The sequence below is a fragment of the Sandarakinorhabdus sp. genome, from assembly GCF_041689835.1.
Classification (GTDB): Bacteria; Pseudomonadota; Alphaproteobacteria; order Sphingomonadales; family Sphingomonadaceae; genus Sandarakinorhabdus.
The window spans coordinates 1-20,248 of the sequence record NZ_JBDNFM010000069.1; the positions used below are offsets into that span (position 1 = coordinate 1).

Genomic DNA, 20,248 nt, shown 5'->3' on the forward strand with positions numbered 1-20,248 from the left:
CGGCGATCCCGAATTCCGCGCTGCTGTCGAACGCTGGCAGGCAGTGCTGGCGCCGCTGGATGATGTGACGCCGGGTGTGGCACCGCCGGTTGCGGTGTGGGCCGCGATTGCCGCCGAAGTGCAGCCGCAACCGCGGCCCACACCGCAGCCGGCGGTGCCGGCGGCGGCCGGCGGCTGGTGGAACAATCTGGGCCTGTGGCGGCTGCTGGCGGCAAGCGGCCCGGTGCTGGCGGCACTTGTTGCCGTACTTGTGGTGCAGCCCGGCGGCACGGATGCGCCGATCAATGTTGCCACTGGTCCCGAACTGGTGGCGACGCTGGCAGATGCCGACGGCAAGCCGCTCATCGCTGCTGCGTATGATCCGGCCAGCGGGCAGGTACGATTTGCGCCGGTTGCCGCCGGCGATGATACCGCGGCCGGCAAGGTGCCCGAACTGTGGGTGATCGAAGGCAAGAACCCGCCGCGGTCGCTGGGTGTGATCGATATCGCCGCTGGCCGCAGCCAGTCCATCCCGCGTGATCGGTTGGCCGGGCTGAAGGCGGGCGCGGTGCTGGCGATTTCGATCGAGCCTGTCGGCGGTTCGCCCACCGGCGCGCCCACCGGGCCGGTGATCGCCACGGGCAAATTGTCGGCAGCCTGAGCCCGGCGTCGGAAAGGCCCATTTCGTCGCAGCGGCACTGGGATATGCGGCGCGGGCACCCACCTTGCGTAATTGAAGTGCCCGCCTATTCCGGCGGCGCACCTGATTGACGGAGCTCCCCCATGTTCTCACGTACTTCCATGCGCGCTGCGTTGTTTGCTGTTGCCGCTGCCGGCCTGGTGGCCTCGCCTGCGGTCAATGCCCAGCCGGCCGCCGATATTGTTGATACCGCTGCCGGTTCGGCCGATTTCACCACCCTGGTGGCTGCCGTGAAGGCTGCCGGCCTGGTTGACACGCTCAAGGGCAAGGGCCCGTTCACCGTTTTTGCCCCGACCAATGCTGCCTTTGCCAAGCTGCCGGCCGGCGCTGTCGCCAATCTGCTGAAGCCGGAAAACAAGGCTGCGCTGGCGTCTGTGCTGACTTATCATGTCGTGCCCGGCAAGCTGATGGCTGCCGATGTGGTTGCCGCCATCAAGGCGGGCGGCGGCAAGGCCGTGGTGACGACCGTTCAGGGCGGCACGCTGACGGCCACGTTGATGGGCGGCATGGTCATGCTGCGCGATGCCAAGGGCGGCATGAGCCATGTGCGCACCGCCGATCTGGGCACCAGCAACGGCGTCATCCACGTCATCGACACTGTTGTGATGCCGTAATCTGGCGTATTCGCCCGGTTGCAGGAACGGGGGCTGGCAGCGATGCCAGCCCCCGTTTCATGTGTGATTCAGGCGTCAGACCACCGCAGTTTCGGCGGCGCTGTCGTCTTCCTCGGCCTGTTGCAGCGCCCACATGTCGGCATAGGCGCCTTGCCGGGCCAGCAGCGATTCGTGGCGGCCGCGTTCGATGATGCGGCCTTCGCTCATCACCAATATTTCGTCGGCGTCGGTTATGGTGGACAGCCGGTGGGCAATCACGATGGTGGTGCGCCCGGCCGATACCCCGCCCAGCGCTTCCTGGATGCTGGCTTCGGTGGCGGAATCAAGCGCGCTGGTGGCTTCATCGAGGATCAGGATCGCCGGGTCTTTGAGGATGGTGCGAGCGATGGCGACGCGCTGTTTTTCGCCGCCCGACAATTTCAGCCCGCGTTCGCCCACCTGCGTCTGGTAGCCATCGGGCAGGCGCGTGATGAAATCGTGGATGGCCGCGCCGCGCGCCGCCGCGATGATCTGCGCCTCGCTTGCACCGGGCCGGCCATAGGCGATATTGTAGCCGATGCTGTCGTTGAACAGCACCGTATCCTGCGGCACGATGCCGATCGACCGGCGCAGACTGTCCTGGGTGATGTGCGCGATGTCCTGCCCGTCGATGCTGACGCGGCCGCCCTGGATGTCGTAGAAACGGTACAAGATGCGGCTGAGCGTGGATTTGCCGGCGCCGCTGTGCCCGACCACCGCCAGCTTGCGGCCCGGTTTCACCTCGAAACTGACGCCGTGCAGGATCTGACGGCGCGGATCGTAACCGAACTGCACATCGTCGAAACTGATGCGCGCGCCCGACAGGTGCAGCGGCGCTGCATCCGGCGCATCGGCGATTTCCGGCGCGGTATCGATCAGGCGGAACATCGCGTCCATGTCGATCAGGCCCTGGCGGATCTCGCGGTAAACCATACCGAGCAGATCGAGCGGGCGGAACAACTGCATCAGCAAGCCATTGACGAAGGCGATATCGCCGATGGTGAAACGGCCCTGATCCCAGCCCCACACCACATACACCAGCGCGCCGGCCATCAGCGCGTTGGTGATAAAGCTTTGCCCGATGTTGAGCCAGGCCAGCGACACTTCGGATTTGGTGGCGGCATCGGTGTAGCGCTTGATGGCGCGGCCATAATTGGCGTTTTCATGCGCTTCGGCGTTGAAATATTTGACCGTTTCGTAATTCAGCAGGCTGTCCACGGCGCGGGCGGTGGCCTTCTGGTCGCTTTCCACCATCTGGCGGCGCAAATCGGCGCGCCAGTCGGTGATGCGCTGGGTATAGAGGATATAGACGACGACCATGCCCAATGTGGCGGCCACCAGTTCCCAACCGAAACCGCGCCCGAACAGGATGCACACCGCAGTAAGCTCGATGATGGTCGGGAAGATGTTGAACAGCAGGAAATACAGCATGGTATCCACGCTTTTGGTGCCGCGTTCGATCAGCCGGGTGAGTGCGCCGGTGCGGCGTTCAAGGTGGAAACGCAAGCTGAGGCGGTGGATGTGGCCGAACACATCGAGACTGAGATGGCGCGCGGCTTCCTGCCCGACCTTTTCGAACAGCGCGTTGCGAAAATTGTCGAACAACACGCCGCCAAAGCGTGCCAGCGCGTAGGACGCAACCAGCGCCATTGCCACCCCGGCGCCGCCCGACAGTTTGCTGGACATGGCATCCAGCGCCAGTTTCAGCGTGTAGGGCATGGCCAGCATGACGCTTTTGGCCAGTACCACGAGGCACAGGGCGCCGATTACGCGCAGCTTGAGATCAAGCCGGCCCTCCGGCCACAGATAAGGCAGGAAGCGCTTGAGCGTCTTGAAGTCGGCGTCCCCCCCGTTTTTGTCATTGGGCGGTGCGCCGGACGAGGCAGCCATTGATTGCATGGGCGTCATATGGGCCGGGCAGCGGGGCGGGGCAATGGGTGCACTTGCCCCACCTGCCCCGAACGCTCATGGTACCTGCCATGCCCCGCACCCCCCGCAATACCCCCAATCCCGGCCTGCCTGACCGTCAGGCCATCCTCGATTTTATCGCCACCCAGAAAACCAGCGTCGGCAAGCGCGAGATTGCCAAGGCGTTCGGCCTGCACGCGCAGGACAAGATCGCGCTGAAATCGCTGTTGAAGGAAATGATGGAGGCCGGCGAGCTGGAAACCGGCCCCGGCCGCAACCTGCACAAGGGCGCATCATTGGGGGGCGGCCTGCCACGCGTGACGGTGATCCGCATCGCCGATATCGCCGACGGTGTGGCGATTGGCGTGCCCGATCGCTGGGACCATGGCACGCCGCCGCCGCGTTTGCGGGTGATCGAAGGCCGCAAGCACGCCGCCTATGCCTTGGGTGACAGGCTGCTGGCGCGAATCGAAGAACAGGGCGGCGGCATGCTCGCTTTCCCGATGAAGGCGCTGGCCAAATCCGATGAATTCGTGCTCGGCATCTTGCGCAAGGAAGCACTTGGTTGGCGGCTGGTGCCGGTGGACAAGAAAGTGCGCACCGATCTGGCGATCAATGATCCTGGCGACGGCCAGCCCGGCGATCTGGTGCTGGCCGAACCCAGCGGCCGCCCGCCGCGCCAATATGGCCGCGTGGTCGAAGTGCTGGGCGATCCGTTCCAGCCCAAATCCTTTTCGCTGATCGCGATACACGCCAAGGGCATCCCGCACCGGTTTGACGAATCGACGCTGGAGGAAGCCGAGCGCGCGGCGCGCCAATCGCTGGGCGAGCGCGAGGATTTGCGCAGCCTGCCGTTCCTCACCATCGATCCCGCCGACGCGCGCGACCATGATGATGCGGTGTGGGCGGCGCCCGATGACGAACATCCCGGCCATTTCCGCGCCATCGTCGCCATTGCCGATGTGAGCTTTTATGTCCGCCCCGGCACCGCGCTCGACCGATCGGCACGCAGCCGCGGCAACAGCGTGTATTTCCCCGACCGGGTGGTGCCGATGCTGCCGGAAGTGTTGTCTGCCCATGTGTGCAGCCTGGTGGAAAATGAAGACCGCGCCGTGCTGGCGTGCCATCTGCACATCGATGCGGAAGGCCAGTTGCTCAGCTGGCGCTTCACCCGCGCTGTGATCCGCTGTGTGACCAATATCGCCTATGAGGAAGCGCAGGCGACGATGGATGCCGGCGCCGGCGAGTGGCTGCGGGTGCTGCAACCCTTGTGGGCGGCGTGGGGCGCGTTGGCCAAGGCGCGTGCACACCGCGAACCGCTGGAGCTGGAGCTGCCGGAAAAACGTGTCGTGCTCGATGAGGCGGGGCGCATTGCGGGCATTTCGATCCGCGAGCATCTGGCGGCGCACCGGCTAATCGAGGATTACATGATCGCCGCCAACGTTGCGGCGGCCAAGGCGCTGGAGAAAAAGAAGGCCGGCTGCATTTTCCGCTGCCACGAGGTGCCGAGCCGCGAGAAGATCACCGCATTGCGCGATTATCTGGAAACGTTGGGGCAGAATCTGGCGCTGGGCCAGGTGGCCAAGCCGGCCATCTTCAACCGCATCCTGGCCCGCGCCAAGGACGGTGAAAATTATCAGCAGATCACCGAACAGGTGCTGCGCACCCAGACCCAGGCCTATTATTCGCCGGCCAATGTGGGGCACTTCGGGCTGAGCCTGGGCAGTTACGCCCACTTCACCTCGCCGATCCGGCGTTATGCCGATCTGGTGGTGCACCGCAGCCTGGTTGCCGCGTACCGGCTGGGCGACGGCGGGCTGCACAAGGAAGAGGAAAAGGGCCTGACCAAGACCGCCGACCACATCAGCATGACCGAACGCCGCGCCATGGAAGCCGAGCGCGACACCATCGACCGTTATGTGGCGGCGTATCTGTCGGCCAAGGTCGGCGAGATCGTGCAGACGCGCATCACCGGGGTGGCCAAGTTCGGGTTCTTTGCCACGGTGGAGGGGCTGGGCGGTGACGGGCTGGTGCCGGTTTCCACCTTGGGCGACGAGCGTTTCGTGTTCAACGAGGAGGCGCGGGTGCTGGAAGGCATTTCCACCGGCACGCGTTATGCCGTGGGCCAGCGCATGGAGCTGCGGCTGGCTGAAGCCAATCCGATTACCGGGGCGCTGCGCTTTGAATTGCCCGATGGGGATGGCGGGTCAGCCAACCGGCGCGGCCGCACGGGGCCGAGGGGCTTTGCGCCGCGCCCCGGCAAATCGCGCGTGCCGCCCGGCGTGCGGCGCGGGCGGCGTTGAACCAGCGCACCGGGCGTGGCATGGGCGCGGTGATCGTTTGAAGGGGGAAAAGTTTGTGAAAACCGTGTTGCTTGCCGGCTTGGCGCTGGCTGTCGTTGCCCATCCCGCCCTCGCGCAGGACAAGCGCCAGACCCCGCGTGACGCGCAGATCGCCGAAGCCGATGCTGCCACGGCGCGCGCGCCAGTGGAGGAACAGGCGTTCGTTTCCAAGGGCAGTGTGAGCATCAAGGGCGTTGCAGGAAAGGGTGGGGCCATCGCCTACACCGCCACCGCCGGCACACTGACCATCCGCGATGACAACGCCCGGCCGACGGGGAGCATTTTCTACACCGCCTACACTGCCGAGGGCGCCAACCGGCCAGAATCGAGGCCGGTGACGTTCTTTTATAACGGCGGGCCGGGTTCGGCGACGATCTGGCTGCACATGGGCAGCTTTGGCCCGGTGCGCGTGAAGACCGACAAGCCGGTGTATGTGACGCCCGATCAATATGCCGTGACGGCCAACCCGTGGAGCCTGCTCGACAAGACCGATATCGTGTTCATCGATGCGATGGGCGCTGGCTGGTCGCGGCCGCTGGGCGACAAGACGGCCAAGGATTTCAACAGCGTGGATCAGGACGCCGATGCCTTTGCCCGGGCGATCCTGCGCTATGTGAACAAGAACAACCGCTGGAAATCGCCGAAATTCCTGTTCGGCGAATCCTATGGCACGCTGCGTTCGGGCGCGGTGGCGGCCATGCTGGAAGATCGCGGGCTTTCGCTGCACGGCGTGGCGCTGCTTTCGACCATCATGAATTATGGCGTGCGCCAGCCGGGGTATGACCAGAACTACCAGGTGCTGTTTCCGGGCTATGCCGCGACCGCCTGGTATCACGGCACGCTGCCCGGCACGAAACCGGCTGATCTGGGCGCCCATCTGAACGAGGTGCGCGGCTTCGTGTCCGGGCCCTATGCCGCCGCGCTGGCCAAGGGCAGCAGCATCACCGACGCCGAAAAGGACGCCGTCGCGCGCCAGATGAACGGCTACACCGGGCTCCCCATCGATTTCCTCAAGCGCGCCAACCTGCGGGTTGATCTGCAACATTTCCAGACCGAACTGCTGCGCACCCGGGGCCTGTCCATCGGCCGGCTCGACACGCGCTACACGCTGCCGCCCACCGATCTCAATGCCGCCAGCCCGGATGAGGACCCGGCCGGCACCGCCATCACCGGCGCCTATGTGAGCGCGTTCCACGATTATGCCGTGAAGACGCTCGGCGTGAAAACCGAGCTGCCCTACAAGCTGACCGCGCGCGAGCCGGGCTGGAGCTGGGACTGGAACCATCGCCCACCGCGCGGCGGCCCGCAGACCACGCCGAACACCGCAGTCGATCTGGCGTTCACCATGCGCGCCAATCCCAAGCTGAAAGTGCTGTTCCTTAACGGCTATTACGACATGGCGACGCCGTTTTACGGCGCGGAATTCGACGCCAGCCACATGCTGCTGCCGGCGGAGCTGAACAGGAACATCCGCTTCACCTATTATGAATCGGGCCACATGATCTATCTGGCTGAAAGCGAACTGGCCAAGATGCGCGGTGACGTGGCGGCCTGGTATGATGAGGCGTTGAAGTAAGTAGGGCCTCCGGCGGGCAGGGTCGCAGACCCTGCACCCGTTGGATTTTGGGCGGCCCGTTACCAAAAGATGATGTCATGCTGGCGCAGGCCAGCATCCACGGTTCCAGAACAGCAGTCGTCGCCCTCGACGGCACGATGGATGGTTGCCTGCGCCAGCATGACAATGTTTCACCACCCAAAACGAAAGTGGGTGCAGGGCCTCAGGCCCTAGCCACCGGAGGCTCGCTTTAATTCTTCAATCAACTGCAATCGACAGCACGTCCCCTGGCATCATCGCATTCAACCAGCGTGCCAGCACGCCGCGCTCCATCGCGATGCAGCCTTCGGTGGGGCGGCCGTCCGGTTGGCGCACGTGCCAGAAGATGGCGCTGCCGAGGCCGGGGATGGGCGGCGTGTCGTTGTGGGCGAGGACGAGGATGATGTCGTAGGCGTGGTCGTCGCGCCAGAGGGCCTCGTGGCTGTATCGGTGCGGAATGGGCACGGGTCGGTTGTAGGAAGGGTCGGCAGTGCCGTCACTCCAGCCGTCCCAGGGGCGGAGGAAGCGCCAGGGCAGGGCGGTGTGCGGGGCCGGCAGGCGGTCGGGGCGGATCAGGGCGGCGCGGATCGGCCAGGTTCCCAGCGGGGTCTTGCCGTCGCCTTCGCGTTTGTCAGCAGCGGCGCAGAAGCCGCTTCTGCCGAAGCTGGCGGGGTGGGTTTCGCCGAAGGCGGTCACCGTGCCGGTGGTGCAGGATGCGTGGAAGATGGTCATCGCGTGTCTACCCCTTTCCCGGGCCGCGCTTTGCGCGTCTCTCGGCCTCTCCCGCCCAAGAAACTTTGGGGGGAGAGGTGACTAAAGCAGGTGGCCCTGCCGGTCGCGCTTGGTGGCGAGATAGGCGGCGTTGTGGGGGTTGGGGGGCATGTCGTGGGCGACGCGGGCGACGGTGAAGCCGTGTGCAGCGAGGCCGGCGACTTTGAGTGGATTGTTCGTCATCAGCGCGACATTGTTCACGCCCAGTGCCATGAACATCGCGGCAGCCAGCGAAAAATCGCGCTCGTCCGCCTCGAAGCCCAGCCGCGTGTTGGCGTCCACCGTGTCCCAGCCCTGATCTTGCAGGGCATAGGCGCGCAATTTGTTGAGCAGGCCGATGCCGCGGCCTTCCTGTTGCAAATACAGCAGGATGCCGCCGCCGGGATTGGCGGCGATGGCGGCCAGCGCGGTGTGCAGCTGCGGGCCGCAATCGCATTTCAGGCTGCCGAGCACGTCGCCGGTGAGGCATGATGAGTGCAGCCGGGCCAGCACGGGCTGAGTGACATTGGGGTCGCCGATGACCAGCGCCAGATGTTCCGGCCCGCCATCGTCGGGACGAAAGGCGACCACATCGCAGGCCTCCGCACTGGCCAGCGGCAACCGCGCGCGGCTGGAAATCCGCACCCGGGCCACGGCCGGCGTCAGCGCCAGCACGGCTTCGGATGAGCAGGCCACCGCCACATCCACCCCGGCCAGCGGCACGGCATAAACGGCGGGGATCAGCCCGGCATGTTTGGCCAGCGCAATAGCGGCGCGGGCAGGCGCGGTGTCGCCGCCCAGCGTGCGGGTGCGGAACGGGCCTTTGAACGGGGTGGCCAGGTCGAGCACCGGATCGGCCACGGCGCGGCTGCCGGCGAGATCGAGCCAGTCCGGCCGGTCCACCCACACCGGTTCGGGATCGGGCGCGGCGGCAGCGATCTGGTTGGCGAGGTTGAGCACGGCCGCGCGCCGGGCGGTGATGATCAGGCCGGCGCGGCTTTGGGTTTCCAGCGCAGCCAGCGTATCGGCATCGGCCAGTTCGGCCGAAAGGACGGCGAGACTGCTTACCCGCCCAATGAGGCCTACCGCGCGGCCGCGGCGCAGCGCGTCGCTGGCGGCTTCAGCAAGGAACGCGGGCGCGATGCTCACAGGTCCAGCGTCACGATCTGCGGAATATGATCGGATGGCTTGCCCCAGTCGCGGGCGTCCTTGATGGCTTCGAACGCGGTGGCGACCTTGGCGACGCTGGGCGAGCACCAGATATGATCGAGCCGCCGGCCGCGATCGGAGAGGCGCCAATCGGTGTTGCGATAGCTCCACCAGGTGAAGAATTTTTCCGGCGCCGGATTGAACTGGCGCGCCAGATCAACCCAGTCGTGGCTTTGTTGCAGCTGGCTGAGCGCGTCGATTTCGATCTGGGTGTGGGACACGACATCGCGCAGCGCCTTGTGGTTCCACACATCGCAGTCCAGCGGCGCGACATTGAAATCGCCCAGGATCACGGCGGGTTCCCGAAGCCCTGCGGACCAGCGGGTCATGCGTTCGACAAAATCGAGTTTCTGGCCGAATTTCGGGTTTACCTCGCGGTCGGCCACGTCGCCGCCGGCGGGCACATAGACATTTTCCAAAATCACGCCGCCAGGCAGGCGCACGCCGATGTGGCGGGCCTCGCCATTGTCCTGCCAGTCATAACGCCAGGCACCGTCCAGCGGCACGCGGCTGATGGTGGCAACGCCGTGGTGCATGCGCTGGCCATTGAGGATGCGGTGGGTGTAACCGAGCGCATCGAACATGCCGTGCGGAAAAGTGTCGTTGGCGACCTTGGTTTCCTGCAGGCACAGCACGTCGGGCCGGGAATCGCGCAGGAATTGCTCGACGATGTCGGCGCGGGCGCGGACGATGTTGATATTCCAGGTTGCGATGCGGATAGCCATGGCAAGCATTTAGGCCAAGCTGTGCTGCTCGTCACCTGTCTGAGATTTTGGCCTGGAAAACAGTTGACCCCTGGCACCGGGGGCGTGGTGCCAGGGGTCGTGTCTGCGCTCGTCACGCATACAGGCGGCGTTTTAAATACGCGCTGCTGTCGGTCAACAGGGGGCAAACCCAACAGCAACAACCGCCTGCTGCAACCTCTATGAACGATGTGACCTTGCTCCATCATGAACGAAGTTGTTAATCATCATTAAGCTTCACGGTTCGCTATCTGGGGCCATCCTTGCGCGGATCGGCAAAGCCGAACGACACGCCGGCAAGGCTGGCACCGTAGCGCACATTGGCCAACCGCACGTCGCTGCGGCCGCCTTGCGCGTCGAGCGCCGTCCACCCTGTCAGCGCCAGCCCGCCGGGCGCGCCGGGCGAGCGCACGAAGCGAATCGCCAGCGTGCCGAATTCCGGCCGCTTGGGATCGCGGGCGGCGATTTCCACGCCTGTCGGCGTATCGGCGGTGATGCGGGCAATGGGGGCCAGATCAGGCTCGGCCGCCAGCAGGATCTGCAGGGGCGTGCGCCGCACCGGCCATTGGCTGACCTGCTTCACCTCGTAATCGATGAAGCTGAGCGTGCGGCCATCGCCGACCAGCAGCATTTTTGCCTTGTCGTACTGGAAACGCACCTTGCCGGGGCGGGCCAGCCATAATTTCCCGGCGAGCACACGGCCATCGGCGCCGGCCTGGGTGAAATCGGCCGACAGGCTGGTGGTGCCTTTGAGCGAGACGGCGATATCCGCCAGAGTGGCTGCGCTTGCAGGGGTTGCAGCAAGCAGCAGGAGCGCAAGAGCGTGTTTCATGATCCCGCCATAACGGGCTGCGGCTTCACGCGCCATGAACGAAGGATCAGGCTGCCGCGCCCAGATAGCCCAGCTGCGCTGCCTTGAAGATGGTCTGGCTGCGGTTGACGGCGTTCAGTTTTTCGCCGGCGTTCTGGATGTGGAAACGTACGGTGGCGTGGCTGCGCGACAGGATCAGGCTGATTTCCTTGTCGGTCTTGCCGATGCTGGCCCAGCGCAGGCACTCCACCTCGCGCTTGGTGAGCTGGCAATCGCACGGCAGCCAGCGCCGGGTGCGGTGCGCCTTCACATAGCCAGCGAGAAAGCGATGCGACATCAGGGCGAGGCGATCGGCCCATTGTTCATATTGGGCCGAAAGATCGGTGCATTCCGGATCACGCGACACAAAGCATACAGCGCCAATCTGGCCAAAGGGCAGATGCACGGGCACCACGACCGCCGCCTTGGTGAGCGCGCGTTTTTCGAAATTATCGAGACTCAGCTCTTCGAGATAGGGATTGGGCTGGCGGGTGAAGAAGCCGGTGGCGTTGGCCCAGAACACTTCGGATTCATAGCGGCAGGCGCGCGGCAGCGGCGAGGAGAGCGCCAGCTTGCTGTCTTTCCACCAATATTCATTTTCGCCGGTCCAGCCGAACACGTCGGGGGCCAGGATATTGCCGTCGGCGTCCTCCATCGGCGCCTTGGAGGCGATATTATCGGCGGCAATGACATGCAGGCCGGTGCATTCAAACGCGATGTCGCGCATCGCTTCGGCGGCGCGGCGCACGTCTGCCATGCAGCGCACGGAAACGGCGGCAAGGCTGGCAGCAAGGTCCATCGGTCACTCCCCAGAATATGGTGAGAAAGGCCGGCCTCTAGCGGGCCGATAGGGCGATTCCCAGCGTTTGACCTTTCACATCATTCGCAGCCTAATCACAGCCGGACCGGCCCTGCAATGGGATTTGACGGGGCAAGGCAAAACAGCGACCCATCGGGCCGAAAATAGCTTCAGATGCTTGCATGTTGTCAGGGCTTTGCTACTTTGGGCGACGGCGGGGGAAATGAACAGTGCAGGCTCAAGCTACGGGCACGATACGTGCCTTCGCTGAACGGGTTACCAATGCGTGCGACTGGCTGCGAATCGTGCTCGTGCCAATCGCGGCAGTGTTGGCCGTGGGCGGCAGCGCATGCCCGACATTTGCTGCTCCGCTTGAACGCGCCGCACACCAGGGCGTTGCCACCTGCGCCGGTTCCACCTGCCACGGCCGCCAGGAAGCCACCGGGCCGCGCGTACGCCAGAATGAAGTGCTCAGCTGGTCCGATCCGGCCAGCCTTGCCGGGGCGCACAGCCGCGCCTGGACGATTTTGAACGAACCACGCGCCCGGGCCATCGGGCGGCGGCTGGGCATCGCCAACGTCGCCGCCTCGAAGGAATGCGTCAATTGCCACGGCGATCCCGCCCCGGTGCGCGGGCCGAAATGGCAGCAATCCGACGGCGTTGGCTGCGAGGCCTGCCACGGCGGATCGGAGCGTTGGCTGGCCAGCCATGCCGGCGTGCAAGCGAGCCATGCGGATAATGTCGCCAAGGGCATGTGGGCGGTGAATGATCCAGCGGTGCGCGCCAGCGTCTGCCTCGATTGCCACTTTGGTTCGGACAAGCCGGGCCAGTTCGTGTCTCACCGCATTATGGCCGCTGGCCACCCGCGCATCGCCTTTGAACTCGACCTGTTCACCGCCCTGCAGCGCCACCACGACGAAGACGGCGATTACAAGGCGCGCAAGGTAGCGGCCGGCGGGGTGAAAACCTGGGCCGTGGGCCAGGCACTGGCGGTTGAACGCGCGCTGTCGCTGCTGCCCGCTGCGTCGGCGCGTGTGACGGGGCCGGATTATTATTTCTACGATTGCCGTTCGTGCCATCGCACCTTCAGCGACGATCCGGCGGCGCAGATTGCAGCGCGCACCAATGGCTGGCGGCCGATTCCGCTGGGCCAGCCGGTGTGGAACGATGAACAGATGATCATGCTGGCCGCTGCGGCGCGGGTGGCTGCGCCGGATGCGGCGCGCAATTTCGACAGCCAGTCGCGTGCGTTTCACGCCGCGCTGGGCGGCGACCGTGCCGGGGCGATGAAGGCGGCTGCGGCGCTGAAGGGTGCGGCATTGGCGCTGGCGCGCCGGTTCGCCGCCGCCCGTTTTGATCGGGGGCAAACATTTGCGCTGATCGATGCCGTGCTGGTAGGCAATGCCGCAGCCTACACCGATTATCAGGGCGGTGTGCAGGCGGTGATGGCGGCCGATACGCTGCTGTCGGCGCTGGTCACCGCCGGCCAGGTCGATCGCAGCGCGGCGCAGTCGCTGCGGCCCGATCTTGACCGCGCCTATGCGTTGGCCCGCGACGCCAATCGCTGGGACGCGCCCGCATTTCGGGCATCGCTGGCGCAGATTGCTGGCCGGGTGCGGGGCTTGAAGTGAGGGCGTTTCTCCTTGCCGGAGCGCTTCTGCTCGCCGGGTGCGGCAGCAGCGGTGCGCCGCCGTCGCCTGCGGCCAACCCGTCGCCCTCACCCACGCCCGCACCCACGCCTTCACCCACGCCTTCACCCACGCCCGCCAGCGTGTTCGCCAAGCCGGCGCCCGAAGCGCTCAGCGTGGCCGATGTGCAATCGGTGATCGCCCGCGCCGCCGCCGAAGCCAGTGCGCGCGGTGCACCCGCCGTGATCGCGGTGGTGGACCGGGTCGGCAATGTGCTCGCCGTCTATCGCATGGCCGGTGCCCGTGCCACGGCGACCACGCGGGCCAATGCCAATGGCGCCAATATCGATGCGCAGGGCGTTACGGTACCGGCGGAACTGGCCGCCATCGCCAAGGCCATCACCGGGGCCTATCTGTCGTCGGGCGGCAATGCCTTTTCCACCCGCACCGCCTCGATGATCGTGCAACCGCATTTTCCGCCGTCGGCGCGCACGGTGGGGCTGGAATCGGGGCCTTTGTACGGCGTGCAGTTTTCGCAATTGCCGTGTTCCGATCTGGTGGCGCGATTTGGTGTCGGCAGTCCCTTTGTGGGCCCAAAGCGGTCGCCGCTGGGCCTGGCCGCCGATCCGGGCGGTTTCCCGCTCTACAAGAATGGCGTGATGGTGGGCGGCGTCGGCATCATGGCCGACGGCGATTATGGCTTTGATGCCGAAGTGGTGGACGTCGACACCGACGATGAGGAGCATATTGCGCTCGCGGCAACCGCTGGTCATGCCGCGCCGGAGACGATCCGGGCCGAGCGTATCTCGGTCGATGGCACGTTGCTGCGTTACAGCGATGCGGTTGCAGCGGGCCTGAAAAGCAATCCCGCCAGCCCGCCGGCGTTTTCGGCGCTGACCGGCAGTCTGGTGGCGGTCGGCGGTTTCAGCGCTGCTGCCATCATTGCCGGTACGCCTTACGGCAGCGAAGCCAGCGGGGTGCGAAACGCGGCGCTGGCCGAATTCAACCATCCCGATGCCTTCATCCTGACCGACGGCGCCGGCGCCAATCGCTACCCGATCCGCGCCGGCAGCGATGCCGGTGATGTGGCGCAGCCGCTGACCGCTACCGAAGTGCGCGCCGTGCTCGAAGAGGCCTTCACCATCATGTCGCGCGCCCGCGCCCAGACCCGCCAGCCGCTGGACAGCCGGGCCCAGGTCTCGCTGTCGGTGGTGGATACGCGCGGCGCAGTGCTGGGGCTGGTGCGTTCGCCTGATGCGCCGGTGTTCGGCATCGACGTCAGCCTGCAAAAGGCGCGCACGGCGGCGTTTTTCTCCGGCGCGCGCGCCGCCAGCGATCTTGCGGCGGTGACCACGGCGGCCGGCGCGGCCGATGCCAATGTTCGCGATTTTGTCAGCCGCACGAACAGTTTCTTTGGCGGCACCGGCTTCCTCACCGGGGCGTTCGGCGTTTCCAATCGCGCCATCGGCAACATCAGCCGGCCTTATTTTCCCGATGGTGAAGCTGGCCGCCCCCCCGGGCCGCTGTCGCGCGATATCCGGGGCTGGTCGCCGTTTTCAACCGGGCTGCAATCGGCGTTGATCGTGCAGAATCTGGTGCAGGTGCTGGGCGGCGGCGATCCGCGGCAATGCACGTTTTTGCCCAACACGCCCGGCGGCAGCAATCGCCTGGCCAATGGCATCCAGATCTTTCCCGGCGCGGTGCCGATCTATCGCGGCAATACGCTGGTGGGGGCGATCGGTATTTCTGGGGATGGCATCGATCAGGACGACATGATCGCCTTCCTCGGCGCCAGCAACGCCGGGCTGCGGCTTGGCGGCAGCATCGGCTTGCCGCCGGCCAGCATACGATCGGATCAGGTGCAGGTGGCGGTGGGCGGCACGCCGGTGCGGCTGCGTTTTGTCGGCTGCCCGTTCGCGCCGTTTGTCGGTACGCCCGAAAACAATGTCTGTCAGGCGCGCTGAGATGCGGGCGCTGATCCTGCTGCCGCTACTGGCAACCGCCGCGCCGGTACTGGCCAAGCCATTTGGCAAATGGTTTGATTGTTATGCCAAAATCGCTCCGCCCACCGAACGCCTGCCCGGCGAGCCCGAGGCCGGCCCTGCCGATCCTGCCGCCGACCCGCTGACAGGCCGGCGCGTGCCGGGAATTCAAGGGGAACAGGGCGGCGGCCTGCAAACCTGGGATCCGGTGGTGCAGGCCAACCGGGGCGCTGTGGCGGCGCCGAAACAGGGCGATTTTCCGGTCGATCACTTGCCGGTGCCAGACCGCTGGCGGCTGATCGAGACGCTGGGGCTGGTCAAATCCAACTGGAAAGACCCCTACAACCAGAACACGCTGAAGGGTGACCGGCCAATTTGCGGCACGCACGATCTGTTCCTGCAGCTCACCGCGATTTCCGACACGCTGGCCGAACCGCGCAGCTTTCCCACCCCGGTGGGCGTGCAGACCACGGAGCGGCCGGGCAGCAACGACACCTTTGGCCGCCAGTACAGCGAGGTTTTTGCGCAAACCTTCATCCTGGGCGCGGCGCTGACCAAGGGCAGCACCGCCTTCAAGCCGCCCGAATATGAAATCCGCGCTGCCGTCGCCTTCAATTTCAACCATGTCGACGTGACCGAGCGTAGGGTGCTGTCGGTGCTGCCGTCGCGGCGCAGCTTGCGGTCCGATGCGTTTGTGGGCGTGCAGGAATTGTTCCTCGATTATCACCTGCGCAACACGTCGGACCGGTATGATTTCGATTCGATCCGGGTCGGCATCCAGCCGTTTTCCAGCGATTTCCGCGGTTTCCTGTTTCAGGACAACCAGCTGGGCATCCGCCTGTTCGGCAACCGCGACAACAACCGTTTCCAGTATAATCTGGCTGCGTTTTGGCGGCTGGAGAAGGATACAAATTCCGGCCTCAACGCCGTCCTGCGCACCCCGCGCCAGGATTTCGTCGTGGTCGCCAATCTTTATCGCCAGGATCTGCCGGTGCCGGGGCTGACCAGCCAGATCAGCGTGACGTGGAACGCCAATCGCGAGCGCGGTGATGTGCAGGTCGATACCAACGGTTTTCCGGTGCGGCCGGCGCTGATCGGCACCTTGCGCGGGCGCAGTTATGATGTGGTGTACCTGAGCTACAATGCCGATGGCCATATCGGCCGGCTGAACCTCAGCTTCAGCGGCACCTATGCCGGTGGCAGCAACCGCAATAACATTTTTACCGACCGCCGCGCCAGGATCAGCAGCTGGTTTGCGGCGTTCGAGCCCAGCTATGATCGCGGCTGGGTGCGGGTGCGCGGTTCGGCGCTGTTTGCATCGGGCGATTCCAATCCGTTTGACGATGTCGACAGCGGCTATTCGGCGATTTTTGAAAACCCGCAGTTTGCCGGCGCCGACACCAGTTACTGGATTCGCCAAACCATCCCCTTTGCCGGCGGCGGGCGCGCGATATCGGTGAACAGCCGCAACGGCATCCTGAACGATCTGCGTTCGTCCAAGGAACAGGGCCAGGCCAATTTCACCAATCCCGGCACCATGTTGCTGGGCGCGGGTGCCGATTTCGACGTGCTGCCCGAACTGCGGGTGAGCGGCAATGTCAACCATCTGTGGTTTGCCACCACCGCCACGTTGCAGGCGTTGCGGGTGGAAGGCAGCATCGCCAGGGATATCGGCTGGGATCTGTCGGCAGCGGCGACCTATCGCCCGCATTTCAACCAGAATCTGGTGTTCCGGCTGTCTGGCGCACTGCTCAAACCCGGCGCGGGTTTCCGCGACCTGTTCACCAATGCGCCCCGTACCGGCAGCTATTATTCGGTGCTGTTCAACGCTGTTCTGGCTTATTGACATGCTGAAACGTCTGATCCTGCTTCTCATGTTGCCGCTGGTCGGCATGGCCATCGCGTCGGAAGGCGAAAAACCGGTGGCGCGCGATTATGCGCGGGTGCGCACGGCCCCGGCGCCCAAATGGCAGACACAGGCGCAGGCCGATGCCAAATCGGCCGGCTGCATCAGCTGCCATACCGCCAGCGATGAAGCGTCGATGCATGTGCCCAAATCGGTCATCATCGGCTGCACCGATTGCCATGGCGGCGATGCGGCGATCACGGCATCGGGCGCGCTTGTTCAACAGGCCGGTGCCGCCACCGATCCCAATTACGTCAAGCTGCGCGACGAAGCCCATGTGCTGCCGATGTTCCCGGAAGCCTGGCATTTCCCGTCGTCCGCCAACCCCAAGCGCAGCTACGCCTTGCTCAACCGCGAATCGCCCGAGTATGTTCGCTTCGTAAACCCGTCCGACTACCGCGCCGCGCGTGATGCCTGCGGATCCTGCCACCTTGAGGTCATCGAGCGCGCCGAGCGCAGCCTGATGGCGACGGGCGCGATGCTGTTTGGCGGCGCGGCCTATAACAACGGCATCCTGCCCTACAAGAATTATGTGCTGGGCGAGGCTTATACTCGTCCCGGCCAGGCCAGTGCGCTGCTGGGCGCGTGGAACGGCGATGCTTCGGGCCATGGTGAGGTCGGGCTGAAGCACGAAGAAGGCCACGGCGCGAAGGCTGGCCACGGCGCGAAGGCTGGTCACGGCGCGAAGGCTGGCCATGGCGAGAAGGCTGGCCATGGCGACTACAGCCTGCCGGCGCTGGTATTTGCCGCCGGGGCCGGCGGGCGCGGCATCGGCGTGCTTTCGGATGCGGAAAAAGCGCGCGGCGCCTTGCCATTCCTGGCACCGCTGCCAGCGTGGCAGGTGGTCCCGCCCGGCGATATCTTCCGCGTGTTCGAACGCGGCGGCCGCAACATCAATCCGACATTTCCCGAAATCGGGCTGCCCAATTCGCTGGGTTCCATCCAGCGGCTGGAAGAGCCGGGCCGCCCCGATATCCGCCAGTCCAATCGCGGCCCCGGTACCGGCTTGCGCATCGCCGTGCCGGTGATCAACATCCACAAGACGCGGCTCAACGATCCCTTCACCTGGTTCATGGGCACCAACGATCAGCCCGGCGATTATCGCACCTCGGGCTGCGGTTCGTGCCACATCGTTTATGCCAACGACCGGGAGGTGCGGCATTCGTCGGTTTATGCCGCTGCCGGCCGCGACGGGCAGACACAAACCGCCGATCCGACGATTTCGAAAACCGAAAGTGGCCACCCGATCAAGCACGCCTTTACCCGCGCCATGCCGTCCAGCCTGTGCATGAATTGCCACATGCACCAGCCCAACATGTTCGTGAACACCTACTATGGCTACACGATGTGGGATTATGAAAGCGACGCGCCGCGTATGTGGCCGGGCACGGAAAACCCGTATCCCAAACCGCCGGGGATGAGCGAAGCCGAGTATCAACGCCTGTTCAAGCAGCAGCGTTACCCCACGGCAGCCGAAGTGCGCACCACCAACGAACGCAACCCCGAAGCCGCAGCGGCGCGCGGTGCCTGGTCTGATCTGGATTTCCTGCGCACAGTGAACGATCGCAACGACCAGATGAAGGATACCCAGTTTGCCGATTATCACGGCCACGGCTGGAATTTCCGCGCTGTCTACAAGCGCGACCGCGAAGGCAATCTGCTGGATGCCGGCGGCAACATGGCGAGCTATGGCACCGATACCGCGCACATCGTCGATCCCAATGATCCGGAAAAATTCCGCAAGGCCGGCCAGCTGCAATTCGTGAAACCCGCTGCCATCCCCGGCCCCGGCCAGCCCGGCAAGGCCGTGCACCTGATGGATATCCACACCGAAGTGGGCATGCAGTGTGCCGATTGCCATTTCACTCAGGATGGCCACGGCAACGGCATCATCCACGGCGAAGTCGCCAACAGCGTGGAAATCGGCTGCAAGGATTGCCACGGCACTGCCGATGCCTATCCGACGGTGAGAACTTCCAATCTGGCCGCGCCGCCGCCGGGCAACAATCTGATTGGTGTGCGCAACCCCGATGGCCGGCTGCGCTTTGAATGGAGCCAGGATGCCGCCGGTCGCCGCGTGCTGCTGCAACGGTCGGCCAGTGATCCGGCGCTGGTGTGGCGGGTGAAGCTGGTGAAAGACAGCGTCAACCGCGATCACCCCGATTTCAATGCCAAGGCCGCGCGGGCCAAGCTGGTGGGCACGCTGGCGGCGACCGGCGGCAAGATGTCGTTCGGCCCCGGCGTGGGTGAACGGGCGCACAAAGACGACAACATGACGTGTTTCGCCTGCCACACCAGCTGGACCACCAGCTGCGGCGGCTGTCATCTGCCGATCGAAGCCAACTGGAAAACCAAATCGAACAAATACGAGGAACAGGAAACGCGCAATTTCGCGACGTACAACCCGCAGGTGGCACGCGATGAAATCTTCCAGCTTGGCCGCCACCAGACCAGCAAGGGCGGCATCATCACGCCGATCCGCTCAAGCTCGGCGCTGATCCTGACCAGCACCAACATCAACCGCGAACGCATCTATGTGCAGCAGCCGCCGATTTCTGCGTCGGGTTTTTCATCCCAGGCGTTTGCGCCGCATTTTCCGCACACGGTACGCACCCAGGAAACCAAGACCTGTACCGATTGCCACGTGAGCGAGGATGACGACAACAACGCGATATTGGCGCAACTGAACCTGCAGGGCACCAATTTCATCAACTTTGTCGGCATGCACGCGTTTTTCGGGCTGGACCGCGCCATCGAAGCGGTGCGGGTGACGGAGTTTGGCGAACCGCAGGCGGTGTTTGGTTCCTACCTGCACCGTTATGCCTATCCGGATTATTTCAAGCTGCACGTTGAGCGGAACAAGCGCGAGCTGCTGGACTGGAACCGCGGGCGGGTGTTCGACAAGAAACTGTCGGGCGAGACCGATCCGGCCGAGGAAATCCGCAACATCACCCAAGGCGCGTCCGGCGAAGTGCGCTGCATCCAGAATCGCGGCGAATATCTGTATGTCGCCGAAGGGCGCGGCGGCTTTGTGGCGTATGATATCGCCAATCTTTCGAACAAGGGCGTTTCCGAACGCATCGTCAAATCGCCGTTTTCGGCGCTGGGCCATGATGCGCAGGTGAAGACGGCCAACGCGACCTGCATGGCAATTGCCACCCACCAGCCGATTTCGGTGCCGCGCAACGCCACCATCTCGCCCCAGCGCTTGTCATCGACCGCTGAG

Annotated in this window: 14 protein-coding genes; 8 read left to right on the top strand and 6 right to left on the bottom strand. The window is 64.9% G+C overall.

The window, feature by feature from the left end; all coding sequences use genetic code 11:
• Together ACESL8_RS03540 and ACESL8_RS03545 are read left to right on the top strand one after the other, a co-directional pair.
• Positions 1-640, top strand: a 640-nt coding sequence (locus ACESL8_RS03540; protein ID WP_372916024.1) for an anti-sigma factor domain-containing protein, incomplete at its 5' end; no start/stop codon positions are given.
• 122 nt (positions 641-762) lie between these two features.
• A complete protein-coding gene (locus ACESL8_RS03545) occupies positions 763-1,293 on the top strand; it encodes a fasciclin domain-containing protein (RefSeq protein WP_372916026.1) in 531 nt (176 codons plus the stop codon).
• A 75-nt stretch (positions 1,294-1,368) separates the two neighbouring features.
• Here ACESL8_RS03545 and ACESL8_RS03550 read toward each other — a convergent pair whose 3' ends face one another.
• Entirely contained in the window at positions 1,369-3,201 is a 1,833-nt protein-coding gene (locus tag ACESL8_RS03550; protein WP_372916050.1) for an ABC transporter ATP-binding protein/permease, read from the bottom strand.
• Between the two features lie 89 nt (positions 3,202-3,290).
• Between ACESL8_RS03550 and ACESL8_RS03555 the strand changes: the two genes are divergently transcribed.
• Together ACESL8_RS03555 and ACESL8_RS03560 are read left to right on the top strand one after the other, a co-directional pair.
• The gene (locus ACESL8_RS03555) at positions 3,291-5,522 is read left to right on the top strand and encodes a ribonuclease R family protein (RefSeq protein WP_372916028.1); all 2,232 of its coding nucleotides are present in this window, start codon (positions 3,291-3,293) and stop codon (positions 5,520-5,522) included.
• Between the two features lie 55 nt (positions 5,523-5,577).
• Positions 5,578-7,137 (top strand): S10 family peptidase, encoded by a 1,560-nt coding sequence (locus ACESL8_RS03560; protein WP_372916030.1) that lies wholly within the window; start codon positions 5,578-5,580, stop codon positions 7,135-7,137.
• Positions 7,138-7,374: 237 nt separating this feature from the next.
• Here the strand turns inward: ACESL8_RS03560 and ACESL8_RS03565 are convergent, their stop codons facing one another.
• The 5 genes from ACESL8_RS03565 to ACESL8_RS03585 form a co-directional block, all read right to left on the bottom strand.
• On the bottom strand, positions 7,375-7,887 hold the full coding sequence (locus tag ACESL8_RS03565; RefSeq protein WP_372916032.1) for a L,D-transpeptidase: 513 nt from the start codon (positions 7,885-7,887) through the stop codon (positions 7,375-7,377).
• 81 nt (positions 7,888-7,968) lie between these two features.
• On the bottom strand, positions 7,969-9,054 hold the full coding sequence (gene ribA, locus ACESL8_RS03570) for a GTP cyclohydrolase II (protein ID WP_372916034.1): 1,086 nt from the start codon (positions 9,052-9,054) through the stop codon (positions 7,969-7,971).
• Complete coding sequence (locus tag ACESL8_RS03575; protein WP_372916036.1) at positions 9,051-9,839, bottom strand: exodeoxyribonuclease III; 789 nt, start codon at positions 9,837-9,839, stop codon at positions 9,051-9,053. Before ACESL8_RS03575 ends, ribA begins: the two co-directional genes overlap by 4 nt.
• Positions 9,840-10,104: 265 nt before the next feature.
• Positions 10,105-10,689 (bottom strand): outer membrane lipoprotein carrier protein LolA, encoded by a 585-nt coding sequence (locus ACESL8_RS03580; protein ID WP_372916038.1) that lies wholly within the window; start codon positions 10,687-10,689, stop codon positions 10,105-10,107.
• 46 nt (positions 10,690-10,735) lie between these two features.
• Complete coding sequence (locus ACESL8_RS03585; protein ID WP_372916040.1) at positions 10,736-11,506, bottom strand: LuxR C-terminal-related transcriptional regulator; 771 nt, start codon at positions 11,504-11,506, stop codon at positions 10,736-10,738.
• A 305-nt stretch (positions 11,507-11,811) separates the two neighbouring features.
• On the opposite strand from ACESL8_RS03585, the gene ACESL8_RS03590 reads away from it, so the two are divergent.
• The 4 genes from ACESL8_RS03590 to ACESL8_RS03605 all read left to right on the top strand — a co-directional run.
• Entirely contained in the window at positions 11,812-13,137 is a 1,326-nt protein-coding gene (locus ACESL8_RS03590) for a multiheme c-type cytochrome (protein WP_372916042.1), read from the top strand.
• On the top strand, positions 13,134-15,098 hold the full coding sequence (locus tag ACESL8_RS03595; protein WP_372916044.1) for a heme-binding protein: 1,965 nt from the start codon (positions 13,134-13,136) through the stop codon (positions 15,096-15,098). The genes ACESL8_RS03590 and ACESL8_RS03595 overlap by 4 nt, the downstream gene beginning before the upstream one ends.
• 1 nt (position 15,099) lies before the next feature.
• The gene (locus ACESL8_RS03600; RefSeq protein WP_372916046.1) at positions 15,100-16,962 is read left to right on the top strand and encodes a hypothetical protein; all 1,863 of its coding nucleotides are present in this window, start codon (positions 15,100-15,102) and stop codon (positions 16,960-16,962) included.
• 1 nt (position 16,963) lies between these two features.
• Positions 16,964-20,248, top strand: a 3,285-nt coding sequence (locus ACESL8_RS03605; RefSeq protein WP_372916048.1) for a hypothetical protein, incomplete at its 3' end; no start/stop codon positions are given.

Coding starts and splice junctions, on each gene's coding strand:
- ACESL8_RS03545 (WP_372916026.1), top strand. CDS start 763: ATGTTCTCACGTACTTCCATGCGCGCTGCGTTGTTTGCTGTTGCCGCT.
- ACESL8_RS03550 (WP_372916050.1), bottom strand. CDS start 3,201: ATGGCTGCCTCGTCCGGCGCACCGCCCAATGACAAAAACGGGGGGGAC.
- ACESL8_RS03555 (WP_372916028.1), top strand. CDS start 3,291: ATGCCCCGCACCCCCCGCAATACCCCCAATCCCGGCCTGCCTGACCGT.
- ACESL8_RS03565 (WP_372916032.1), bottom strand. CDS start 7,887: ATGACCATCTTCCACGCATCCTGCACCACCGGCACGGTGACCGCCTTC.
- ACESL8_RS03575 (WP_372916036.1), bottom strand. CDS start 9,839: ATGGCTATCCGCATCGCAACCTGGAATATCAACATCGTCCGCGCCCGC.
- ACESL8_RS03580 (WP_372916038.1), bottom strand. CDS start 10,689: ATGAAACACGCTCTTGCGCTCCTGCTGCTTGCTGCAACCCCTGCAAGC.
- ACESL8_RS03585 (WP_372916040.1), bottom strand. CDS start 11,506: ATGGACCTTGCTGCCAGCCTTGCCGCCGTTTCCGTGCGCTGCATGGCA.
- ACESL8_RS03600 (WP_372916046.1), top strand. CDS start 15,100: ATGCGGGCGCTGATCCTGCTGCCGCTACTGGCAACCGCCGCGCCGGTA.